The sequence below is a fragment of the Trinickia sp. HAY1-2D genome, from assembly GCF_056754935.1.
This window is the reverse complement of record NZ_JBPGWX010000001.1, coordinates 945,888-967,468: the sequence shown is the minus strand read 5'-3', so window position 1 is coordinate 967,468 and position 21,581 is coordinate 945,888. Positions and strand designations below refer to the sequence as shown.

Sequence of the window (21,581 nt, the reverse complement as noted above, 5' to 3'; positions counted from 1 at the left end):
CAACGGAAAACATCCGAAAGGGAATGGAAGCGAGGCATACGATGATGCGAGACGCGCAAATGTTGGAGCCCGGCGAGAGCCGGCTCACGCGGCCCGCGTTCTGGAGCCGGCTGGGTGAGCGGTGGACGAGCGACGACGAGGAAACGCTCGTGTGCTGCCAGGTACGCGAGGAAACGCATGACGTGAAGAGCTTTTTCTTCATGTCGCGGGAAGGGCGGACGTTCGTCTTCGAGCCCGGGCAGTTCGTGACGCTCGAACTCGAAATCGACGGCGAAACGATCAATCGCTGTTACACGATTTCGTCGGCACCCACGCGCCCCCATACGATCTCGATCACGGTCAAGCGCGTGCCGGGCGGCAAGGTGTCGAACTGGCTGCATGACAATCTGCGCGCCGGCGATGCCGTGCGCGTATTGGGGCCTGCCGGTGTGTTCACCTGTGCGCGGCGCCCGTCGGGCAAGTATTTGTTTCTCTCCGCGGGGTCGGGCATTACGCCGCTCATGTCGATGAGCCGTACCCACCACGAACTTGGCGAAGACCGGGACATCGTTTTTCTGCATAGCGCCAGGACGCCCGACGACATCATCTTCGCGCGCGAGCTCGATCTGATCGCATCGAACCACCGGAATTTCCGGACTGCGTTCGTCTGCGAACGGATAGGGCAACGAAGCAATTGGTCCGGTATCACCGGCTTTCTGACCTTGCCGCTGCTTTCGCTCATCGCTCCGGATTTCATGGAGCGCGAAATCTTCACGTGCGGCCCGGCGCCGTATATGGAGGCCGTACGCAAGATGCTGACGGATGCCGGGTTCGATCGCAGCCAGTATCACGAAGAGAGTTTTTCGTTCGAGGAAACGGTGGCGCCCGAGCTGGACGCCGTCGTAGCGTCGCCGGCCGTCTCCGATGCGGCGCCCGCCGGCGAGCGTTTTGCCGTTTCGTTTGCGAAGAGCCGACGCGAAATCGAATGCGCGGCCGATCAACACGTACTCGACGCGGCACGGCAGGCAGGCGTGCGCTTGCCGTCCTCCTGCACGCAAGGCATGTGCGGCACGTGCAAGGTCAAACTCGTGTCGGGGCAGGTCGAGATGAAGCACAACGGTGGAATTCGTCAGCGCGAAATCGACCAGGGCATGGTTTTGCTGTGCTGTAGTAAACCTCTGACGGATCTCGTCATCGATAAATAAAAGAAACGTCGTTTACGGACAAGACGGTGTCGGAAAACTTGACTACCGCGTTTTAATGGCTGCGCACTCTAGAGACTCCTTAGATGCGCTGATCTCGACGATCAGGAGACCTGAACATGAAACTTATCAAGCAGTTGGTGCTGACGGCTATTATTGGAGCCGGTCTCGCCTGTACGGCGTTTTCCGCGTCGGCCGATAGCAAGCCGACGATCAAGATCGGCTACGTCGAGGGATGGGACGACAGCGTCGCAACGTCGAACGTTGCCGCGCAAGTCATCGAAAAGCGGCTCGGTTATCCGGTACAGCTCGTGCCGGTGGCAGCGGGCATCATGTGGCAAGGTGTGGCCCGCGGCGATCTGGATGCGACGCTGTCCGCCTGGCTGCCGGTCACGCACGGCTCGTACTGGGAAGAGTTCAAGGGCAAGGTGGAAGATCTTGGCCCGAACTTCAACGATGCGAAGATCGGTCTGATCGTTCCCGCCTACGCCAAGGCGAACAGCATTGACGATCTCAACACCGAGAAGGGTGCGTTCGGTGGCCGCATCGTCGGCATCGACGCGGGCGCGGGCGTGATGCGCAAGACGGAGGAAGCGATCAAGAACTATGGCCTCAACTACACGCTGATGCCGAGTTCGGGCAGCGCGATGACGGCCGAGCTGGCTCGCTCGGAAAACGCGAAGAAGCCGGTGATCGTGACGGGTTGGGCGCCGCACTGGATGTTCGCGAAGTGGAAGCTGAAGTTCCTCGAGGACCCGAAGAAGGTATTCGGCGGAGCGGAGCACGTCGACAACGTCGTGAATCCGGGGCTGGAGAAGAAGGCACCGCAGGTGGTGGCGTTCCTGAAGAAATTCCAGTGGAAGCCGGGCGAGATCGACAGCGTGATGTTGGCGACGCAAAACGGTGCGAAGCCGCAAGATGCGGCGAACACGTGGATCGCCGCGCATAAGGACCGGATCAACGAGTGGGTGGCCGGTTCGCAGTAATCGATCGTCTTAGCGAAGCGACTGAGCGCCCGGCATTTTGGAACGATGCCGGGCGTAATCTTTTTGGGGCTGAGGTTCGATATCAGGGAAGCGCGGACAAAGCCTGGCCTTCCGGCGTGCCGACGATTCCGGGATTGGAAAGATCGGTTTTTTTGTGGCGTCCCGCACGTTATCCCGCGACTTTCCACGTAACCATGCGAGCACACGGGGATTGAAAGCGGGGGCATGTCGTTTCGACGGGGGCTCAGTGTCGAAGCGTAGCCATAACAGGCACCTTGCTCCCGGCCGGCAATTGACACGGCAAAAGGTCGCTGATGAACCGCCCAATAAAAAGCCTGGAAGGTATGCGCGGCCTCGCGGCGCTTCTTGTCGTGCTTTACCATGCCAAAATCACGCAGCCGCCGATATTCGACAACGGTTACCTGGCTGTCGATCTCTTCTTCGTTTTGAGCGGGTTCGTCATCTGCGCCACCTACGGCTCGCGGCTCCAGCGCATCGCCGATCTCCCTACGTTCGTGGTCCGGCGGCTCGGCCGCTTATGGCCCGTCCATCTTGTAGGGTTGATGCTGTACATCGCAAACTGGAACCTCGTCGCCTGGATCCTCTCCGCGCACCCTGTCGGGCTGCCGCCCCTGAGCGAATTCGTGGCAAACCTGACGATGGTTCACGGGTTCAACTTGTTCGATCATCTCGTCGGAGACTTTGCAAGCTGGTCGTCCGCGGACGAGTTCTATGTCTATCTGATGTTCGCGGCGATCTGCATACTCGCAAGGGGACGACACCGCGTGGCGATCCTTGCGGTATGTGCGCTTTCTGCGTGGGCGATATGCGTCTGGGCTTCGACCATGCAAGAGGACTGTTTGCATCGCGGTCGATGCCTCGAACTCACCTTCCGGTTCGGTTGGGCGCGATGTGTCGTCGGATTCTTCCTCGGTGCACTGCTCGCTGAATACCGCGACACGCACATAGTGCGTGCTTTATCTCGAGGACATGCACAGCTCGTTGTGGCCGCTGCCGTGCTGGTCTACATGAATCTCGCGGGCTCGGTGCGCGGCCTTGCATTTGCCGCGCCCGTCGTCTTTGTGTTCTTGATCGCGGCCGTAGCCTCCGATGAAGGACCCGCTGCACGATTCTTTCAACGTCCGATGTGGCAGTCGCTTGGCAAGGTATCGTATTCGCTTTACCTCGTGCACGCGGATCTGCTCGGCCCGCTGTTCGCTCCCCTCGCTGGACTCCACCCTCGTCCGCTCGCGGCCGTTCTGGCCACTACGGCTGTCTATCTCGTGGGCTCGGTCCTCCTTGCACACGTCGTCTATCGGTTCGTCGAAGCGCCGTGCCGCGACCGGGTCAACCGCATGTCGCGCAGGTGGGAGCGCCCGTCGACAAAAAATGTACAAGCATCCTACGACGTACCGTCAGACGCTCCGGTTGCAGGCATCCGTTGACTCGCTCGACTGTTCGAACCGACCGCATAGCCGCTCGCATTCGATTTCTCTCACTGCAAGACGACCGTCCGATCGCCATTGATGAATACACGTCGCTCGATGAATGCCTTGACGGCACGCGCGAGCGTGATGCACTCGACATCCCGGCCCACCGCAAGCAACTGTTCGGGCCGATGCGAGTGGTCGACCCGCTCGACGACCTGTTCGATGATGGGCCCCTCGTCGAGATCGTCGGTCACGAAATGCGCCGTTGCGCCGATCAGTTTCACACCGCGCGCATGCGCCTGGTGATAAGGTTTGGCGCCCTTGAAGCCCGGCAAGAACGAGTGATGGATGTTGATCGCGCGTCCGGCAAGCTTGCGACTGGTTTCGCCCGAAAGAATCTGCATATAGCGCGCAAGCACCATGAGTTCGGCACCGGTCGTATCGAAGAGATCGAGAATCCGCGCCTCTTGCTGCGCCTTCGTTTCGGGCGTAATCGGCAGGTGATGAAACGGGAGCGCGTGCTGGTGCGCCAGGGGTTCGAGCGTCGTGTGATTCGAAGCCACTGCGACGATATCCATCTTCAACTCGCCCATGCGCCAGCGGAACAGCAGGTCGGCGAGGCAGTGCTCGAGCTTGGACACCAAAATGAGCACCTTCGGTCGCATGTTCGCATCGTGGATGGCCCACTGCATGCGAAACCGATCGGCAATCGGCGCGAACTCTTTTTTCAACGCGTCGATGTCGAGCGCTGCCCCGTCGCGGCGCGCCCCGTGAAAGACACAGCGCATGAAAAAGTGCTCGCTGCTGTCGTCATCGAAGACGGTCAGTTCGTCGACATAACCCTGATGCTTGTCGAGCAGTCCCACCACGGAGGCGACCTGCCCCGCGGCGCTGGGGCAATCGAGCGTCAAAATGAACTGATGAGTGCGATCGGTCGATGGCATGCGCGTGGCCTCTGAATCTCGTTGGGAAATGCGCGAGCTACCGCGGTGGAATGCGGATGCGGCGCGTAGCATGCCGAAGTAAATCAGGTGAAAGAAGCGCGGGATAGAACCGAAACGCCGTCCCGTTGGTATCGGCCCGTCAACGATCGGCCCGTCAGTAGGGCGCGGCGTTTGCGGCGCAGCCGCAGGCGGCGAAGAGCCACCGCCGGAACGCGGGTGCAGCCGGCGCTTCCGGGCGCGCGGCGGGGCAGACGAGGAAATAGCCGCGCTCGGTGATCACGGGGGGCTCGGCCACGCGCACGAGTTGTCCCGTTGCAACCAACTCGTCGATAAGCGGCACCCAGCCGAGCGCCACGCCTTGATGCGAGAGCGCGGCATGGATCACGAGCGCGTAGCTGTTGAACGTCATGCCCTGGTCTTCCGGCGGCGCGCCGAGGTCATGCGCGGCAAACCAGCCTGTCCAGTCGAGCCAGCGTTCAGGGTGCGTCGGCTGCACATGCAGCAGCGGCAACGCGCGAAGGTCCGCCGGGCTCGGGATGTCCGGGTGCGCATTTCGAAAGGCTGGCGTACAAACAGGGGTCACCTGTTCGGGGAAAAGGCGTGTCGAGCGATAAGGCGACCAATCTCCCGAGCCGAAAGCGATCGCGATATCGGCGCGATCCCGCTCAGGATCGAAGCCTTCCTGCGAGGTGACGATCTTGACGTTGACGCCGGGCACGGCGCGCTTGAACTCGGCCAGACGCGGCATGAGCCAGTAGGTCGCGAAACCGAAGTCGGTCAGGATCGTGAGTGTGCCATGCGCCGTGCGGATTCGGATATCCGCGGCGGCATGCCGGATTTCGTCGAGGCTCTTCTTCACTGCCTCGAAAAGATGTATGCCGTCCGCGGTCAATCTCACGCCGCGATGACTGCGTTCGAAGAGCGGGACGCCAAGATCGGTTTCGAGTTGAACGATACGCTGGCTCACCGCGGGCTGGGTCGAACCGAGCTCGCGTGCAGCGGCGGTGAAGCTCGACAAGCGAGCCGCCGCTTCGAACACGAAGACTGCCTGCATAGGCGGCAAGCTGTCGGGGCGACGAAATCGATCGTTCATGCCGGCCTCCGACCGCGGTCGGATAACAAACAGTGTGAAAAAGTGAAGGAGTACGAAGCGAGTAGGGCAATCCTCTCCGATATTAGGGAGTTTCCGGGTTCCGGGCAATCGTGTCGTCGCCGCGCGAATCCAACGCGCGGTGACGCGTTGCGGCTTACTTCGCGACAGGCATCGAGAATTCCGCGCCTTTCTCGGTGCTTTCGGGCCAGCGCTGCATGATCGATTTTTGTTTCGTATAGAAACGCACGCCTTCCTCGCCATAGGCGTGCATGTCGCCGAACAGGCTTCGCTTCCAGCCACCGAACCCGTGCCAGGCCATCGGCACAGGAATCGGTACGTTGATCCCGACCATGCCCACTTCGATTTGCCGGCCGAACTCGCGGGCCACGTGGCCGTCGCGCGTGAAACACGCCACGCCGTTGCCGAACTCATGGTCGTTGATCAGTTGCACGGCTTCGGCGAAATCCTTCACGCGCACGCACGCCAGTACCGGGCCGAAGATTTCCTCGCGATAGATGCGCATCTCGGGCGTGACATCGTCGAACAGCGTCCCGCCCGTGAAGAAGCCGTTTTCGTGGCCCGGCACCTTCAGGCCGCGGCCGTCGACCACGAGCGTCGCGCCTTCTTCGATGCCCGTCGCGATATAGCCTTCGATGCGCTCGAGCGCCTGTTGGGTCACGACCGGCCCCATTTCCGCGTCGGGCTCCATGCCGTTCTTCACGACGAGCTTGCGCGCGCGCTCGGCAAGGCGCGGCACGATCTTGTCGGCCACCTCGCCTACCAGCACGGCGACGGAGATCGCCATGCAGCGCTCGCCGGCCGAACCGTAGCCCGCGCCGATCAATGCGTCCACCGTCTGATCGATGTCCGCATCCGGCATCACGACCAGGTGGTTCTTCGCACCGCCCAGCGCCTGCACGCGTTTGCCGTGCTTGGCCCCCGTTTCGTAGATGTAGTTGGCGATCGGGGTGGAGCCGACGAAGCTGACCGCCTTCACGTCCCGGTGCTCGAGCAGCGCATCCACCACGACCTTGTCACCCTGCACGACGTTGAACACGCCATCGGGCAGGCCCGCTTCCTTCAGCAGACGCGCCATGAGCAGCGATGCCGACGGGTCGCGCTCGCTCGGCTTCAGAATGAACGTGCAGCCGGCGGCCAGCGCGACGGGGAACATCCAGCAGGGGACCATGCAGGGGAAGTTGAAGGGCGTAATGCCGGCAACGACACCGAGCGGTTGCCGCACGGTCCAGTTGTCGATGCCGCGGGAGACCTGTTCCGTGTAGTCGCCCTTCAGCAGTTGCGGGATCCCCGCGGCGAATTCGATGACGTCGATGCCGCGCGCGACTTCGCCCTGGGCGTCGGAGAAGACCTTACCGTGTTCGGCGACGATGATGGCCGCAAGTTCGTCCTTGTGACGATTCATGAGCTCGAGAAAGCGCAGCAGCACGCGTGCGCGCCGAATCGGCGGCGTGTCGCGCCAGCCCGGGAACGCGGCTTTCGCGCTCGCCACGGCGGCATCGACGTCGGCTGCGGTGCCGAGCACGAGGCGGCGGGCCACCGTGCCTGTCGCCGGATTGAAGACTGCCTGCGTGCGATCGCCCGCGCCACGCTCGGTTTTACCGCCAATGAAGTGAATCACGTCTGCGGAATCGGCATAGGGCTGCATTTCGTCTCCTCACGGGTGGGTTGATGCTGACAGTGTACGAATGCGGGGGCCGCATGCAAAGCCTCTCCAACTGAATTGATTGTTTTTTCCGGCGAACAATCAATGAGCGATGCGTAAAACATAGCTCGACGCGGTGCTATCATCGGCAGGCTTATCGGCGTGCTACGGGCTTCCATATATGGATACGCAAAAGATCGAAGCGCTCTGGACCCACTTGCATTGGCTCAACGTGCTGGCGTCGCAGGGTACTTACACGGCGGCAGCAGCTCGGCTCGGGGTCAGCAAGGCGGCGGTCAGCCACCGCATCGCGGAGCTCGAACGGGCAGCGGGGGTGGTATTGGTGCAGCGCACCACCCGCAGCGTGCGTTTCACTGAAGCGGGCAGGCGGCTCGTCGACGACACACGGGAGGACTTCGAGCGCATCGCCGCCACATTCGCGAGCGTGCGTGAACTGGCCGATGCGGTGCGTGGGACGGTGCGCGTCACTGCGCCGGTCGCGTTCGCGCGCCAGCAACTCGTGCCGCGCCTCGCCGAGTTCTCGCGCGCGTATCCGGAGGTCAGGGTGCAGCTCGAGCTGTCCGATCGGCTTACCTCGATTGCGAGCGAGGGTTTCGATCTTGCCATCCGCCATAGCGCGAACGTGCCGGATACCCATGTGGCCTGGAAGCTCTGCGATACGCGCTCCGTGATCGCTGCGACGCACGCGTACCTCGAGCGGCGCGGCACGCCGCAGGCGCCTGGCGATCTTGCGCAGCATGATTGCCTTTACTATCCGCGCCCAGTGGGTTCCGGCGTGTGGTCTTTCGAGAAAGTCGGCAGACGCAACGAAAAGTCGCGCGTCAATGTGACGGTGAATGGACCGGTATCGGCGAACAACAGCGAGGCATTGCGCGATGCCGCACTCGAGCATCTCGGCATTGCGCTGTTGCCGGACTTCACCGCGCAATCCGCCTTACAAGCGGGCAAGCTCTCCATGCTGTTGAATAACTGGCGCCCGGTGGGCGCATTCGCTTCGCAACTGCATGTGGTGCGACCGCACGGCGTACAGGTGGCACGCGCGGTCAAGTGCTTTACCGAGTTCTTGCGGCAAGCGTTCAGGGATGGATTTCCGCTGGAATGATTGGCGAAGCTGCAGACGTCACCCCGGTTCCAGCGGGCCAATGCGCTACGCCTCCGTTGCTCGGCAACCCCGTAACCACGCGGCCCGTTGCCAGTGTTAGTCTTCGATGCCAACTGTACCCATAACGGGAGCGCCGATGAAGAACGCCCAGTCCTGGACCGTCTCCGATCTCCCCGAGCAGACCGGCAAGCGCGTCCTGATTACCGGTGCAAACAGCGGCATCGGATATCAGGCGGCGCGTGTGCTGGCGCGCAAGGGCGCGCAGGTCGTGCTCGCTTGCCGCGACTTGCAGCGCGCCGAGCGCGCGGCAAACGCGATTCGAGCCGAAATACCCGCCGCCGACGTCGAGATCGCGATCGTCGACCTCGCGTCGCTGGCATCGGTGCGGGCATTCGCCCGGGCCGAACTCGCGCGGCAGCGCCCCTTGCACGTACTCGTGAATAACGCCGGTGTCATGGCGCCGCGGCGCCGGCGCACGACCGCCGACGGTTTCGAGCTTCAATTCGGTGTCAATGCCCTCGGCCATTTCGCGTTGACCGCGTTGCTTTTTCCGGCTATCGAGCAGGCTGCGGCTCAGGCCAGCGAGCCGCCTCGCATCGTGACCGTCGCATCCATCGCGCATAAGGGCGGACGTCTGGCGTTCGACGATCTTCAATCGAAGCGATCGTATTCACCGATGGCGGCCTACCGTCAATCGAAGCTGGCCGATCTGATCTTTGCACTCGCGCTCGCCAGGCGGTTGAGCGCGGCCCACTCGCCCATCATGTCGATTGCCGTCCACCCGGGCGTGGCGAATACCAATCTTTTTCGCGGCTCGGACCGACCGGCCGTCGAGCGTGCAGCACGCGGGATGGTCGGCGGGCTCATCGGACTTCTTTTCAATAGCGACTACGCCGGCGCGTTGCCGACGCTTTTCGCGGCAACCTCGGACGCAGCCATCAGCGGGGGCTATTACGGCCCTCGAGGTTTGATGGAAATGCGCGGCGAGCGCGTAGGGAACGCTCGCGTCGCGCGGCGTGCACGCGACGTTGCGGCGGGGGACCGTCTGATCGAGGTCTGCGAAAAACTGACCGGCGTAAGCCTTCCCGTTTGAGCCGCGACACGCGGCCCTCCGTAAGCGCGGACGGCCGCTCGCAGCCATAAGCCCACCTTATGAGCACATAACGCCCCAGCGCTTCTCAAGCACATATTGAAGCGCAATAGTGGATTCGATGTCGCGCATGTCGCATGCCGCCCGCTCGGTGCGTTTTGCGCGGCCAAACGCCGTCTACCACGGACTCCTGACTATTCGAACCATCGAATCCGCATCGATCGACAATGCACGCCACTCAACCCAATCTGCTCGTCCTGATGGCCGATCAACTGACGCCCTTCGCGTTGGGCGCCTATGGACATCGCCTCACGAAGACGCCGCATATCGATACGCTTGCCCGCGAGGGCGTCGTCTTCGAATCGGCTTATTGCGCGAGCCCGCTATGCGCGCCGTCGCGCTTCGCATTCATGGCGGGGAAACTGCCTTCCGCGATCGGCGCATTCGACAACGCAGCCGAATTGCCCGCCCAGACCTTGACCTTCGCACACTATCTGAGGGCTGCCGGCTATCGCACGGTACTCTCGGGAAAGATGCATTTTTGCGGCCCCGATCAGCTTCATGGTTTCGAGGAACGCCTGACGACCGACATCTATCCCGCGGATTTCGGCTGGGTGCCCGATTGGGACCATCCCGACGTTCGGCCAAGCTGGTATCACAACATGAGTTCGGTAATCGACGCGGGCACATGTGTTCGAACGAACCAGCTCGACTTCGACGATGAGGTGGCGTTTTGCGCGAAGCAAAAGCTTTATGACATGGCCCGCGAGCGGGAAGCCGGCATCGACGATCGGCCGTTTTGCATGGTCGTCTCGTTGACCCACCCGCACGATCCCTATGCAATCCCACGCGAATACTGGGACCTCTATCGCGACGATGAGATCGATATGCCCGCCGTGTCGCTCTCTCATGACGAGAGCGATCCGCATTCCAAGCGTGTGCGTGCCGTTTGCGAGATCGACCGCACGCCACCGACGCCGCAGCAGGTCCGCAATGCCAGGCACGCGTATTACGGTGCGGTTTCCTACGTCGACGCACAGTTCGGTGCGGTGCTCGACGCGCTGCGTTCGACGGGCCTCGCCGAGAACACTGTCATCGTCGTGACGTCGGACCACGGAGACATGTTGGGCGAGCGCGGGCTTTGGTACAAGATGACGTTCTTCGAAAACGCTTGCCGTGTTCCCCTGATCGTGCACGCGCCGCAGCGTTTCGCCGCCGCCCGGGTCAAAGCATCGGTTTCGCACATCGATCTGTTACCCACGTTCGTCGAGCTGGCGTGCGGCAAGCCGCGAGGGAGCTGGCCGGACCCTGTCGATGGGTCGAGTCTGATGCCGCATCTGCGCGGCGAGGACGGCCATGACGAGGTTTTCGGCGAATATCTCGCCGAAGGCGCGATCGCTCCCGTCGTGATGATTCGGCACGGGCGATACAAATACATTCACTCGCCGGCCGACCCCGATCAGCTATTCGACCTTGCGGACGATCCGCGGGAGCTGCATAACCTGGCGTCCGATCCGGGTTCGGCCCGCGTGCTCGACGCGTTTCGTGCGCGCGTGCTGCAGCGGTGGGATTTGGCGCGCTTGCGCGAACAGGTGCAGGTGAGCCAGCGGCGCCGGCGTTTTCACTACGAAGCCACGACGCAGGGGAAGATCGCGTCATGGGACTGGCAACCGTTTTCCGACGCGAGCCGCCGTTTCATGCGTAACCATCTCGAACTCGACACGCTCGAAGCGATGGCGCGCCTGCCCCGCGTCGCGCTGAACCCAACCGCCTCTCATGGAGAGCCGCAATGAGGAAGACCACGCTTGCTTTTTGGTGCCTGTCGTCGCTTTTGTCCGCATTCTTCATCAGTTGGGCGTCGACGGCTGCCGCGGCCGACGGCGCGACCTGCACGTCGGTGCGCATGGCCGATCCGGGCTGGACCGATATCGATGCGACGAACGCGATGGCGGGCGTCGTGCTCAAGGCGCTGGGCTACCGGCAGACAGTGCAGAACCTGTCCGTGCCGATCACCTATGAAGGTCTTCGCAAAGGACAGATCGACGTTTTTCTCGGCAATTGGATGCCGGCTCAGGCGCCGCTAATCAAACCGTTTATCGACGCCCATTCGTTGGACGTGGTGCAGGCCAACCTGACCGGGGCGAAGTTCACGCTTGCCGTGCCCGATTACGTGGCCGCGGCCGGCGTCCACAGCTTCGCCGATCTCGCCCGCAATGCGTCGCGCTTCGGCGGCCGGATTTACGGCATCGAGCCCGGAGCGCCGGCCAATCAGAACATCAAGAAAATGATTGCCGATAAAGCGTTCGGCCTCGGCGATTGGAAGATCGTCGAATCGAGCGAGACCGGCATGCTGACCCAGGTTTCACGTGCGGTGCGCGAGAAACAGTGGATCGTGTTTCTTGCGTGGGAGCCACATCTGATGAATACCGAGTTTCATCTCACGTATTTATCGGGAGGCGACACTTATTTCGGTCCCAACTATGGGGGCGCAACGGTCAATACGGTGGCGCGTAGCGGCTTCACCGGCGAATGCGCGAATCTCGCGCGGCTGTTCAAGCAGATGACGTTCGATGTGGCGATAGAGAACCAGATGATCGCGCGCGTGCTGCGCGATAAGGCCAGCCTGGAGACCGCCGCACGACAAGCTTTATCGGCTCATCCGGCGATGCTCGAAAAGTGGCTCGATGGTGTCACGACGGTAAAGGGAGCGAACGGTTTGCAGGCGGTCCGAGCATCGCTCGAGGCGCATTAGCGCAAGCGGCGGCCAGGGCTAACTCAGGTTGCCCGTGGACAGCTCGTCTCGCCTTGCATGAACGCTTCCACCGAAATCATGGCCGACGCATTGGCCGGTGCAGGCCGCTCGGCGGGGCGAAACACGGCGTCGCCGCGGCGAATGGCACGGCGTGAAACGACGCAGGTTCCCGACGAATTGGCCGAGCGGCGGCGCCAGCGCTGCTCGCCATAATGGCAACGACCCGGCTCGACCCAGCGGATCACGAGCGTGTTTTCGGACTGCTCGAGTATTTCGATCTGGACGCGGCTTAGGTCGGGGGCGGGAGATTTTCTAGTCCTCATTGCAGCTCCTTGAATCGAGCTCCCTAAATGTATTCGCCCGCGCGCTGAACGAACATCGCTATATCCGTAGAAACACAATTCTTGAAAGCGCAATAATGACGTGTCGTTACTTCATATTTGACGGATTGTTCGTAATCTCCGGCTAATTTTTGGGCTGGAACTACGTTTTGGCGGATTAATCGACGATTGAGCCGCGTGCGCGTTGTGTAGGCATGCGGCGATCGGAATCACGCGGGACTGTGGAAGTGGCTCGCCCAGGCATCGAGCGAATCGAGCGAGGGCGATTCGATTGCGGGACGTTGGGCGCCGGCGGCGAGCGGCAACCCGACACGGTTGTGCCAGTAGGTACACATCCCGAGCGCGGCGGTGCCGAACATGTCGTAGCTCGATCCGGCAACGAAGGCGGCATCGCCCGCGCCCACGCCGAGCTTTTTCAACGCGAGCTCGTAGGGGCGCTTGTCAGGCTTGTAGGCGCCGGCCTCTTCCGCCGTCACGACGGCGTCCCATTGGACAGGCACGATCGCGGCGGCTTGTCTGCCGAGCCGCTCGGAGCAGTTCGTGACGACCGCGAGTTTCGTGCGGCTGCGCAACCGGCCCAGCACTTGGGCGACCTCGGGCCAAGGTTCGAGTGTCAGCCAGTTGTCCTCGAGAGCGTGCGGCGCGGACGGCGGCAATCCCACGTTCTCGGCGGCTTGTCTGACGAGCGTTTCGTACGCCACGTATCGTCCGCATCCGTAGGTGAGCCGCAGATATTCGGCGCGCCATGCGCGGCCGGCTTCGATCGTCCCGGCGCTGCGATTCCACAAGCTCCACGAATCGAGCAATGCGGTCAGCAAATCGAACAGTATGGCCTTGGGATAGTGCTCCGAGTGGGCGTTCATCGTTGCGCAACCTCGACATGGATTTCGGATGCGTTCGAGTATACGTTTCGAGAAACGACATAGGGTTAAGCGGCGCTAACTGTACGATTTAGCCTTGCTACATGCTCGCCGGCGTGATTTGCCTTTGCCAAAATTCCGAGGCCGGCCAACGCTGCTCGAGGCAATAAAGATCGCGTCGCAAGTCCAGATATCGGCGGTACTGTGCGCGGACCATTTGCGCAAACGCTTCGAGCGCATCGGAGGTTCCACTCATGTGGCTCTGAATCGCCTGGGCCGCGTGAATCCCATTTGAGAGAGATTTGACGATTCCCTGAGCGGTAATGGGATCGTAGGCCGACCCGGCATCGCCGATCGCGAGCCACCGTTCGCCGCATAGGCGGTCCAGGCAGTACGACGGCACGGGATAACACCGAACCTGCGCGTCCCGCGGATCGGTGCCCTCCATCAGTTGCGATGTATGAGGCGCAGCGCGCAGCATTCGGTACCAGCGCTCAGCTTTTTGCAACTGCCTCGTGCGCACGATTTGGACGTTCGTTGCGAACGCGATGACGACCGCGTTGCCTGGTACGGACGCGACATACCACCAACCTTGCTCGACAGCCTCGAGGTGGGTAAGCCTGGAAAACGCTACGTCGACGTTGTGGCGACGCAAGCTCGCAGCAAAGCAGATGAGGGGATTTGAATTGATTTGTCTGGCACCGCGTTGTCGGGCAAACACGGAACGTCGACCGCTTGCATCCACAACGAAATCCGCGTGCACGCGCGCGAGGACGCCGCCGGGGCATTTAATGTGCAACATGTGTCCCGTTGAACCGAGCGGCTCGGATCCCGACAGCGAACTCCCGGTCAGTAACTCCACGCCGGCGGCGTGCGCTTGCGCGGCGAGAAAGGCATCGAACCGGCTTCGGTCGAGATGCCATCCGTGCCCATGGGGGTTGAGAAGAAAATCGTTGTAGCCGCGTTTGTCGCTGCCCCAATAGGAACAACTGCCGTAGCACGGCTCATGATGCCGCGTGAGAAACGCCTCGTCGATATTCAGGCTTCTGAGCAACATCCGGGATTCGGGTGGAATACTTTCGCCCACCTTGAATCCGCTGTATGAAGAAGCTTCAACGACCAGGATATCGCTGACGCCGGCGTTTGCCAGCGCCAGTGCGCAACTGCTACCGGCGGGTCCGCCTCCTATCACCGCGACCCGATAGTGCGATTGACTGGGTGCCGGTGAAAGCCGATTCTCCACGAGGGCGGCATGGGCCCCTTCGCATTGGGTGTTCACCTATCGCGGTTCCTCGGCGGATGGACCGGATCGGTCACTGTGTTGGCCCAAGGTTCGACGAGATTGCTGTGATCCTTCTTGAAGCGGCTTTGGACCTCCAGATAGTAGTCTCGCGGATAGCTGGGGTGATATCCCTCTATCGCGACGCCCTGTATGACAAAGCCGATCTTGTCCCAATTGACGAGAATATCCCGGCGCTGCTGATAACGCCCGACGTTCATGGCGGGCGTATTGAACTTGTCGGATCCGGCATGGGACACGGCCGCCGTGCCTTCGCCGCGAACGGAATAACGCTGAACGGGCAGCTCACCGCCGTTCGCCGCAAGATCGTCATAGGTGTAGACCGCCACCGGTCTTTGTGCTGGCCAGGACCAGAACAAGGTCGTATTGACCCGTCCTCCATATACGTTGCTCTCGGTCAACGGGCCGTTCGGATTGGGGTCGGGGACATGCGTCGCACATGAGTTGTAGTCCGTATGCCATGGAATGGACATGAACTTGCAAAGATCTCCGGGCTCGACCGTCTGATATTTCTCTTTTGTTGATCGCGGTATATAACCGATGCCGAGAAATGGCTTATCCGCGGTGGCGGTTTCGTAGTCGAGCTTGCGCATGTTGATCCGAAACGGTCCGATCGTCGGGTCATGCCAGTTCGCCTTGTACAGATTCGCATCCCGGACGATAAACGTCAGGTCGATTCCCGGGCTGAAACGCCCACCCAGACAGTTGGAAAGCACGGCTTTATCGAGCGCTTCGCCCGGGCCGAGGTGCGCCTGCCGCCCGGACGGCTGGCACCGGCCGTCGGTCCACTGCTTGATGAAGAAATACTGCGACGTGGTGAGCGTCAGGAAACTTTTCCCGTTATCGCCCAGGGAAAGCGGCATCAGCGGCGAGCCGGTCTTTATCTGCGTCGAAGACTTTGGGTCGCGAATGAAGGACAGAATGTTGAACGTAGGCTTCGTCGCCTTGAGCTGGTCGAGGTTGCGATGGCTACTGATCGCCGATTTCGGCAGGTTCGTGGTCCACATCTGCAATGAGGCCGCGCGAAGAATCGGGAAGACGTCCTCATCGAACGACGGATGGAAGTCGGTCTGGTAGGCGAGATCTCTGTAGATGTCAGGTCTGAGTTGGAACTTCTCGATCCATGTGTTCAGGATGTCGTCCCACAGCGTCACGACGTTTCTCGTCTGCGGCGCATAGGCCGGGTCGGTCGACACCACCCACGCACCGCTGTCCACTTCACGCTTGCTGCCATCGTCCAAAACGAGCCATGCGGTAACGGGGCCGTCAGCGGTGTCGTCGAACCAATTGTCGTTATCGACATCCTCGTTCAACGGTGCATCCGGGTTGGCATGTCCCTTGGAATCGAAACCGCAAGCGCGACCGTAAGCCCCCAGCACAAGCAGACGCCCCTTTGGCTCGGTGGTCATCTCTCCCAGCTTCGTAATCGGCTGGCTGGCCGACGACGCAACCGGCTCCGTACCATCGGACGGCGGAAACGACTTCGGATAGTGGTGTAAGTCGACCAGCTGGCCTTTGGCGTTGCAGTAGCTCGCCATCGTGGTCTTATCGAATGCAACTTTCTCCTGTTTCGATGCCGCAATCGCTCGAGGACCGGCATCGATGACCAGGTGCCTCAGGCGGATCTCGTCGCCAGGATCCGACGGCTTGCCGGAAGGGTCCCGCATAAAATTCGGATTGCGAAGCGGTGGCTGTTTATCGCCTTCATAGCCGTCGAGGCCGCCGGGCCACGGCGCTGCCTCGATCCGCCAGCAGTTCGCTTTCTTGTTGGCAAGATGCACTGTCCAAACGATGTCCTTCACGAGCTTGCCATCGACTCTCGAGCCGATGACGACCTCCGTGCCTGCGCCACAGGGATATCCGGTGGAGCCGGTATCGTCGTACTGGTAAATTCGGAAGCGTGCGGCTTGGCGCTTGAGACGTCCGTGCTGATCGCGAAGGTCCGCACTGGTAATGGGGGTGTTTTCTTCCGTACCCGGCTTGATCGGAAGTCCTCCCGTGGCCTCTTGCCCGGCGACGGGCAAGCCAGCGGACGTTTCCGGGCCGATGTAGTACTCCTCACTGCTGCCGACCCGCGCGAATCCGATGCTGGGATGAATGCGTAGGCTGGTTTTCGACATGGCGGGCTCCCTGATCTTGACGGCGAACGTGCGGGATGTCGGTATCGCGCGGAAATGAATGTCCGCGTCGTGTGCCGGCTATCGCTTGATGACGGGGTTGTTCATGTATTTGCGCAGCAAGATATGACTGGTGTTGATATCTTTGCCCGGCAATACGAGCGGCTGGTCGCGTGTATCCGTGACTGCCATCGTGTTGTGGCAACTGAAGCATTGATTTTTGGAAACCTTGTTCTGCGTAAACGTCTCGATCACCGAGTTCGAGAGCTGATCGGAGCCCTTGATCTGCGAGTTATCGATCTGCGGACTCCAATCAGGATGAAATGGTTTCGCCGAGGCCTGATCCTCTCCCATCCATACGGCACCCACCTCTTCGTAGTTTCGCCAGACTGACTGCTTGGATGCGAGGTGGTCGCGAACGCTCTTGTTGAGCGAATCGATATTCTTGACGTTGAGTTCTTCGCCCCCGCCGGTCCGGTACTGCCGGCAAGTCTGAGTCACGGGCGTCAGCTTTTGCGTCGACTTATCGAGCTCGATCACTGATGCATTGTTGACGTTGCAATCCTGAGCAGGGGTGCCGGCACGGTAAAACGTGTAGGACTTGTTCGCGACAGGTTGCGACATCTGCTGGTTTTCCTTGAAATCCGGCGCGTTATCGACCTGTTCGAAGGTGGCCCAGATGGCTTCGGGATGGCCGTCTACCACCCACGCGATATGAAAGCCGACCAGAGCGACCTTTACGGTCTCGAGCTTGCGCTGTGGGTCGATATCCACGGTGTTACCCGCTTTCGAGAGCAACGCAATCTTTGCAGTGGTGGTATAGAAGCGGCTGACGTCTTCGTTCGGGCCGACGATTTTCCAGGCGGCTTTCAGCGAGATGGTGCCGGTCGGGAAGACCAGGTTGGCAGCGGCCTCTTTCATGCCTTCCCGCGTGTTCAGTCGGCGGTCGATGACGAACTGGCGATAAACATCGTTGATGAGCATGTTGGTATAGACGGCTCGGCCATTCTGGTCCACCAGAATGCCGAGCGAATCGGCCTGCTGCACGCCGTCGAGCACATGTTCGGTTGGATTCTTGACCTTGGAATCGATTGAAGCATCCGAAAACATGCTCTGGAACCGCGGTGTGCCGTTTTGTAGGGCGTCGGTGAGCCATAGGAACGCTTGCCACGAGAATTGATGGAACGCGCAGTTCGAGTGGAATGTGCTTCGATGCGCATCGTCCGGCTTTGGAACGCCGGTCGACGCGAACCAAGTGTCGGAGGCCTCGCATTCTTGCGCCGACGCGGGCTGACCGAGACACGCGCAGCATCCGGCGACAGCGATGGCAACCCAGATTCTTGGATTCATCATTCGTCTTCTCCGCTCAGTGGATGCAGCAGACGGCGGATGAGGTGCGCGACGCCGCCGTCGACAAGTGAGTCGATTCAGCATAGGCGTCGTCGGCGGAGAGGGGCACCTATCGCCGTTGACGGGTGGGCATCGATGGATTTATGGGATAGCGGACGAGGTCCGCGGCGCGATCGGCAGACGCTTAGCGAAACGCGTTCACATCGATGCCATGTCGGGCAATCTTGTCATAGAGCGTTTTACGCGGCACATCGAGCAGCTCTGCTGCTCGCAGCACCTGTCCGTCGGCGCTTCGCAATGCCTCCTCGATGCATGCGCGTTCGGCGCGCGCCATCCGAGCTTCGAGCGAACCCGCATCGTGCGCCGGTTGCGGCAAGCCATCGTCGAGTCCGAGCGAGAAGCGCTCGGCGATGTTCTTGAGCTCCCGGACATTGCCGGGCCAATCGTAGGCTTGCCAGCGCGCCATATCGGAGGCTGTCCATGCCGGCTCGGCGCGTCCATAACGTGCGCAGGCATCGCGGACGAAATGCGCAAAGAGCTCGGGGATATCGTCGCGCCGCTCCCGCAGCGGTGGAAGATCGATCGTCGCCACGTTGAGGCGGTAATAGAGATCGGCCCGAAACGTCTGGCGTTCGACCAGCTGCTTGAGGTCCTCCTTGACGGCCGCGATGACGCGCACATCGACGGACATTGCCGTGTTGCTGCCAAGACGCTCGACGCTGCGTTCCTGCAAGACACGCAGCAGCTTGGCCTGCAATGCCAGCGAAAGGCTTTCGAGCTCGTCGAGAAACAGCGTGCCGCCGTGTGCGTGCTCGAACTTGCCGATCCGCTTTTGCTGCGCGCCCGTGAATGCCCCGGCTTCATGGCCGAAGATTTCGCTTTCGAAGAGCGCCTCGGGTAATGCGGCGCAATTGAGCGCGACGAAGGGACCGCTGCGGCGGCTGGACGCGTGCAACGCTCTCGCGAGCACCTCCTTGCCGGTTCCCGTTTCGCCCCGAATCAGCACATCGGCCGGTGTGGGGCCAATGGCATCGATCATCGCCTGGACATTACGCATGGCCGGCGAGCGGCCCAGCATGAGCTGCTCGCCGCGCAGTTGCGCCCGCAAGTGGCGGTTGTCCACGACGAGCCGCCGATGCTCGAGCGCGCGGCGCACCGACTCGACGAGACGGTCCGACTGAAACGGCTTCTCGATGAAATCGTAGGCGCCGGCGCGCATGGCGGTCACCGCCATCGCGATGTCGCCGTGGCCGGTGATGAGGATGATCGGGATATCCGCGTCCTTCGCACGCGCTTTGACGCTCGCCAGAAGCGTGAGTCCGTCGATGCCCGGCAGACGGATATCGCTGACAATTGCGGCGGGCACCGCGTGGGACAGTGCCGCGAAGGCGCTTTCCGCGTCTTCGAATTCGCGCACGGCAATGCCGGCGAGCGAGAGCGCTTGCGAGCATCCCAGCCGTACGGCGGGATCGTCCTCCACGACATACACGGGGTGGTCGCTCTGAAAATCGACTGAATTCAATTGATGGACTCTGATTGAACGGTTGCGCGTTGCAGTTCGACGACGAACACCGCACCCGAGCGTCGGCCGGACTCGGCTTCGACGTTGGCCGCGGTGAGGCTGCCGCCGAATTCGTCGACGATGGCCTGCGAAATTGCCAGTCCCAGCCCGAGCCCCTTGCCCGGTTGCTTCGTCGTATAAAACGGTTCGAACAGTCTGGACAACGCTTCGGGCGCGATGCCGGGCCCGCTGTCGCGGAAACTCACCCGCACGGTGCGGGTCGTCATCTCGGCTTCGATGACGACTTCCTTTCGATCTTCGCTCATGGCGCACGCGTCGATTGCATTGGTGAGCAGGTTGACGAACACCTGCTCCGCGCGAATCGCGCTAGCCAATGCAATGGCTTCGTCGGGAATGTGCGCCACGCGGATCGTCACGTCGTTTGCTTTGCGGTGCGCCTGCACGAGCGCGAGCGATTGCTTGATCGTCTCGCTGATCGATACCGGTTCGCGCTCCACCGCATCGTTGCGTGCGAATGCCTTGACGTGCGCCACGATTTTTCCCATCCGCGCGGCGAGATCGTCGATGAGCTCGAGATTGCGCGCCAGCTCGCGAATACGTTGAAGCTCGATGAGACGGACCGCGTTGTTCGAAAGCGTCATCAGGGCCGTCAACGGCTGGTTCAGTTCATGCGTGATGCCCGCCGCCATTTGCCCCAATGCGGCGAGCTTGCCGGCCTGGATCGCCGCATCGCGCGTATCGCGCAGTATCCGCCGCGCGTCATCGAGCGCTTCCACCTTGCGGGCGAGATCGCTGTTGGCCTGCGTCAGCTCGGCCGTACGCTCCGCGATGCGCGCTTCGAGATCGCGATGGGCCGCCTGTAATGCAAGGCGGGCTCGCACGCGTTCGCGCTCGCGCGTGTGTCGCAGCCACAGCGCCGCGGCCAACGCGAAGGCGAGCGCGCTGGCCGCGGCGGCACCGATGGCCGCCAGCGCGGCCGTCTGGCGATCTTCGGCGGGGGCCGTGAGAATGGCGATGCGCCAGCCGAGCGAGCCCGTCGGCCGATAATGCACGCGGTATCGATGTCGCGTATCGCCCGGGAGCGGCTCGAGCGCAGCGTCCCCGTACTGCCGCGTCGCACGCAAACGTGCCCGAGCTTCGGCCGAAAGCGGGGCGAGCGCACGATAACGCCATTGGGGTACCGAACCGAGAAATACGACGTTGTCGCGATCCGCAAGCACGACGATATCGCCGCTGTTGGCCAGTGCGTCCTCATAGCTGGCGAGCGGCGCCTTGATCGTCACTACGCCGACGGGCGGTGCATTCGGATGCTCGGGATCTCGTATCGGCACGGACAGAAAGTAGCCGGCTTCCCCCGTGGTGTTGCCGACACCGTAAAAGCGGCCGACGCCGTGTGCGATGGCGTCGCTGAAGTACGGCCGGTAAGCGTAGTTCCTGCCGACGAAACTGCCGGGCTCGTTCCAATTGCTCGCGGCAAGCGTATTGCCGCGAGTATCCATCACATAGGCTGCGGCGAGCTGTGCGTTTATCTGTACCGCTTTCAGATAGCTATTGGCCGCCGCTTGCTCCGCGGCATCGCCCGGATTGCGCAGCAGCCGCGACAGCACCGGGGCCAGCGCGGCAATACGCGGCAGCGACTCGTAGCGCGCAAGCTGCGCTTCGAGCGATAACGCGTAAAACGAGGCGCGCTGCGCCACCTCTGCGGCACGGACGCGTTCATAGTGGCGCAGGGCCCCCACGTAGGCGAACCAGGCCATCAGCGCGCAGCATGCCAGAACGCCGGCACCGGTCGCGACATACCGTAGACGCAGCGCGGAACGCAGCTTCAT

Annotated in this window: 17 protein-coding genes; 7 read left to right on the top strand and 10 right to left on the bottom strand. The window is 61.7% G+C overall.

The window, feature by feature from the left end:
• Positions 1-23 precede the first annotated feature (23 nt).
• The 3 genes from ACR9ZC_RS04245 to ACR9ZC_RS04235 all read left to right on the top strand — a co-directional run bounded on the left by ACR9ZC_RS04245 (position 24) and on the right by ACR9ZC_RS04235 (position 3,612).
• Positions 24-1,184: an FAD-binding oxidoreductase gene (locus ACR9ZC_RS04245; RefSeq protein ID WP_481579254.1), complete on the top strand. Its 1,161-nt coding sequence runs from the start codon at positions 24-26 to the stop codon at positions 1,182-1,184.
• A 116-nt stretch (positions 1,185-1,300) separates the two neighbouring features.
• Positions 1,301-2,167, top strand: coding sequence for a glycine betaine ABC transporter substrate-binding protein (locus ACR9ZC_RS04240; protein ID WP_440559823.1), 867 nt, complete (start codon positions 1,301-1,303; stop codon positions 2,165-2,167).
• Between the two features lie 314 nt (positions 2,168-2,481).
• Complete coding sequence (locus tag ACR9ZC_RS04235) at positions 2,482-3,612, top strand: acyltransferase family protein (RefSeq protein ID WP_481579253.1); 1,131 nt, start codon at positions 2,482-2,484, stop codon at positions 3,610-3,612.
• A gap of 50 nt (positions 3,613-3,662) precedes the next feature.
• On the opposite strand, the gene purU is transcribed toward ACR9ZC_RS04235, so the two are convergent.
• From purU to ACR9ZC_RS04220, 3 genes are all read right to left on the bottom strand, one after another.
• The gene (gene purU / locus ACR9ZC_RS04230; RefSeq protein ID WP_481579252.1) at positions 3,663-4,541 is read right to left on the bottom strand and encodes a formyltetrahydrofolate deformylase; all 879 of its coding nucleotides are present in this window, start codon (positions 4,539-4,541) and stop codon (positions 3,663-3,665) included.
• A gap of 154 nt (positions 4,542-4,695) precedes the next feature.
• The gene (locus ACR9ZC_RS04225) at positions 4,696-5,634 is read right to left on the bottom strand and encodes a choline sulfate utilization transcriptional regulator (protein ID WP_481579251.1); all 939 of its coding nucleotides are present in this window, start codon (positions 5,632-5,634) and stop codon (positions 4,696-4,698) included.
• A gap of 154 nt (positions 5,635-5,788) precedes the next feature.
• Positions 5,789-7,300, bottom strand: a complete 1,512-nt coding sequence (locus ACR9ZC_RS04220; protein WP_481579250.1) for a CoA-acylating methylmalonate-semialdehyde dehydrogenase — start codon at positions 7,298-7,300, stop codon at positions 5,789-5,791.
• A gap of 178 nt (positions 7,301-7,478) precedes the next feature.
• On the opposite strand from ACR9ZC_RS04220, the gene ACR9ZC_RS04215 reads away from it, so the two are divergent.
• The 4 genes from ACR9ZC_RS04215 to choX all read left to right on the top strand — a co-directional run bounded on the left by ACR9ZC_RS04215 (position 7,479) and on the right by choX (position 12,262).
• The gene (locus ACR9ZC_RS04215; RefSeq protein ID WP_481579249.1) at positions 7,479-8,420 is read left to right on the top strand and encodes a LysR family transcriptional regulator; all 942 of its coding nucleotides are present in this window, start codon (positions 7,479-7,481) and stop codon (positions 8,418-8,420) included.
• A 136-nt stretch (positions 8,421-8,556) separates the two neighbouring features.
• Complete coding sequence (locus tag ACR9ZC_RS04210) at positions 8,557-9,513, top strand: oxidoreductase (protein WP_481579248.1); 957 nt, start codon at positions 8,557-8,559, stop codon at positions 9,511-9,513.
• 224 nt (positions 9,514-9,737) lie between these two features.
• The gene (gene betC, locus ACR9ZC_RS04205) at positions 9,738-11,303 is read left to right on the top strand and encodes a choline-sulfatase (protein ID WP_481579247.1); all 1,566 of its coding nucleotides are present in this window, start codon (positions 9,738-9,740) and stop codon (positions 11,301-11,303) included.
• A complete protein-coding gene (choX, locus tag ACR9ZC_RS04200; RefSeq protein ID WP_481579246.1) occupies positions 11,300-12,262 on the top strand; it encodes a choline ABC transporter substrate-binding protein in 963 nt (320 codons plus the stop codon). The genes betC and choX overlap by 4 nt, the downstream gene beginning before the upstream one ends.
• A 23-nt stretch (positions 12,263-12,285) precedes the next feature.
• Here the strand turns inward: choX and ACR9ZC_RS04195 are convergent, their stop codons facing one another.
• The 7 genes from ACR9ZC_RS04195 to ACR9ZC_RS04165 all read right to left on the bottom strand — a co-directional run bounded on the left by ACR9ZC_RS04195 (position 12,286) and on the right by ACR9ZC_RS04165 (position 21,581).
• Positions 12,286-12,585, bottom strand: a complete 300-nt coding sequence (locus tag ACR9ZC_RS04195; RefSeq protein WP_331572914.1) for a DUF3331 domain-containing protein — start codon at positions 12,583-12,585, stop codon at positions 12,286-12,288.
• A 227-nt stretch (positions 12,586-12,812) separates the two neighbouring features.
• Complete coding sequence (locus ACR9ZC_RS04190; RefSeq protein WP_481579245.1) at positions 12,813-13,466, bottom strand: HAD-IA family hydrolase; 654 nt, start codon at positions 13,464-13,466, stop codon at positions 12,813-12,815.
• 97 nt (positions 13,467-13,563) lie between these two features.
• Complete coding sequence (locus ACR9ZC_RS04185; RefSeq protein WP_481579716.1) at positions 13,564-14,655, bottom strand: tryptophan 7-halogenase; 1,092 nt, start codon at positions 14,653-14,655, stop codon at positions 13,564-13,566.
• 83 nt (positions 14,656-14,738) lie between these two features.
• Entirely contained in the window at positions 14,739-16,883 is a 2,145-nt protein-coding gene (locus tag ACR9ZC_RS04180) for a LodA/GoxA family CTQ-dependent oxidase (protein WP_481579244.1), read from the bottom strand.
• A 78-nt stretch (positions 16,884-16,961) separates the two neighbouring features.
• On the bottom strand, positions 16,962-18,233 hold the full coding sequence (locus tag ACR9ZC_RS04175; protein WP_481579243.1) for a hypothetical protein: 1,272 nt from the start codon (positions 18,231-18,233) through the stop codon (positions 16,962-16,964).
• Between the two features lie 181 nt (positions 18,234-18,414).
• Positions 18,415-19,752 carry a sigma-54-dependent transcriptional regulator gene (locus ACR9ZC_RS04170; protein ID WP_481579242.1) on the bottom strand — a complete coding sequence of 446 codons (1,338 nt, stop codon included), beginning with the start codon at positions 19,750-19,752 and terminating at the stop codon, positions 18,415-18,417.
• On the bottom strand, positions 19,749-21,581 hold the full coding sequence (locus ACR9ZC_RS04165) for an ATP-binding protein (RefSeq protein WP_481579241.1): 1,833 nt from the start codon (positions 21,579-21,581) through the stop codon (positions 19,749-19,751). Before ACR9ZC_RS04165 ends, ACR9ZC_RS04170 begins: the two co-directional genes overlap by 4 nt.

What these genes read in the sequence shown, in the direction of transcription:
- ACR9ZC_RS04225 (WP_481579251.1), bottom strand. Translation starts at nt 5,634, where the DNA reads ATGAACGATCGATTTCGTCGCCCCGACAGCTTGCCGCCTATGCAGGCA.
- ACR9ZC_RS04245 (WP_481579254.1), top strand. Translation starts at nt 24, where the DNA reads ATGGAAGCGAGGCATACGATGATGCGAGACGCGCAAATGTTGGAGCCC.
- ACR9ZC_RS04195 (WP_331572914.1), bottom strand. Translation starts at nt 12,585, where the DNA reads ATGAGGACTAGAAAATCTCCCGCCCCCGACCTAAGCCGCGTCCAGATC.
- purU (WP_481579252.1), bottom strand. Translation starts at nt 4,541, where the DNA reads ATGCCATCGACCGATCGCACTCATCAGTTCATTTTGACGCTCGATTGC.
- ACR9ZC_RS04215 (WP_481579249.1), top strand. Translation starts at nt 7,479, where the DNA reads ATGGATACGCAAAAGATCGAAGCGCTCTGGACCCACTTGCATTGGCTC.
- ACR9ZC_RS04190 (WP_481579245.1), bottom strand. Translation starts at nt 13,466, where the DNA reads ATGAACGCCCACTCGGAGCACTATCCCAAGGCCATACTGTTCGATTTG.
- betC (WP_481579247.1), top strand. Translation starts at nt 9,738, where the DNA reads ATGCACGCCACTCAACCCAATCTGCTCGTCCTGATGGCCGATCAACTG.
- ACR9ZC_RS04165 (WP_481579241.1), bottom strand. Translation starts at nt 21,581, where the DNA reads ATGAAGCTGCGTTCCGCGCTGCGTCTACGGTATGTCGCGACCGGTGCC.
- choX (WP_481579246.1), top strand. Translation starts at nt 11,300, where the DNA reads ATGAGGAAGACCACGCTTGCTTTTTGGTGCCTGTCGTCGCTTTTGTCC.
- ACR9ZC_RS04240 (WP_440559823.1), top strand. Translation starts at nt 1,301, where the DNA reads ATGAAACTTATCAAGCAGTTGGTGCTGACGGCTATTATTGGAGCCGGT.
- ACR9ZC_RS04235 (WP_481579253.1), top strand. Translation starts at nt 2,482, where the DNA reads ATGAACCGCCCAATAAAAAGCCTGGAAGGTATGCGCGGCCTCGCGGCG.
- ACR9ZC_RS04175 (WP_481579243.1), bottom strand. Translation starts at nt 18,233, where the DNA reads ATGATGAATCCAAGAATCTGGGTTGCCATCGCTGTCGCCGGATGCTGC.
- ACR9ZC_RS04220 (WP_481579250.1), bottom strand. Translation starts at nt 7,300, where the DNA reads ATGCAGCCCTATGCCGATTCCGCAGACGTGATTCACTTCATTGGCGGT.
- ACR9ZC_RS04210 (WP_481579248.1), top strand. Translation starts at nt 8,557, where the DNA reads ATGAAGAACGCCCAGTCCTGGACCGTCTCCGATCTCCCCGAGCAGACC.
- ACR9ZC_RS04180 (WP_481579244.1), bottom strand. Translation starts at nt 16,883, where the DNA reads ATGTCGAAAACCAGCCTACGCATTCATCCCAGCATCGGATTCGCGCGG.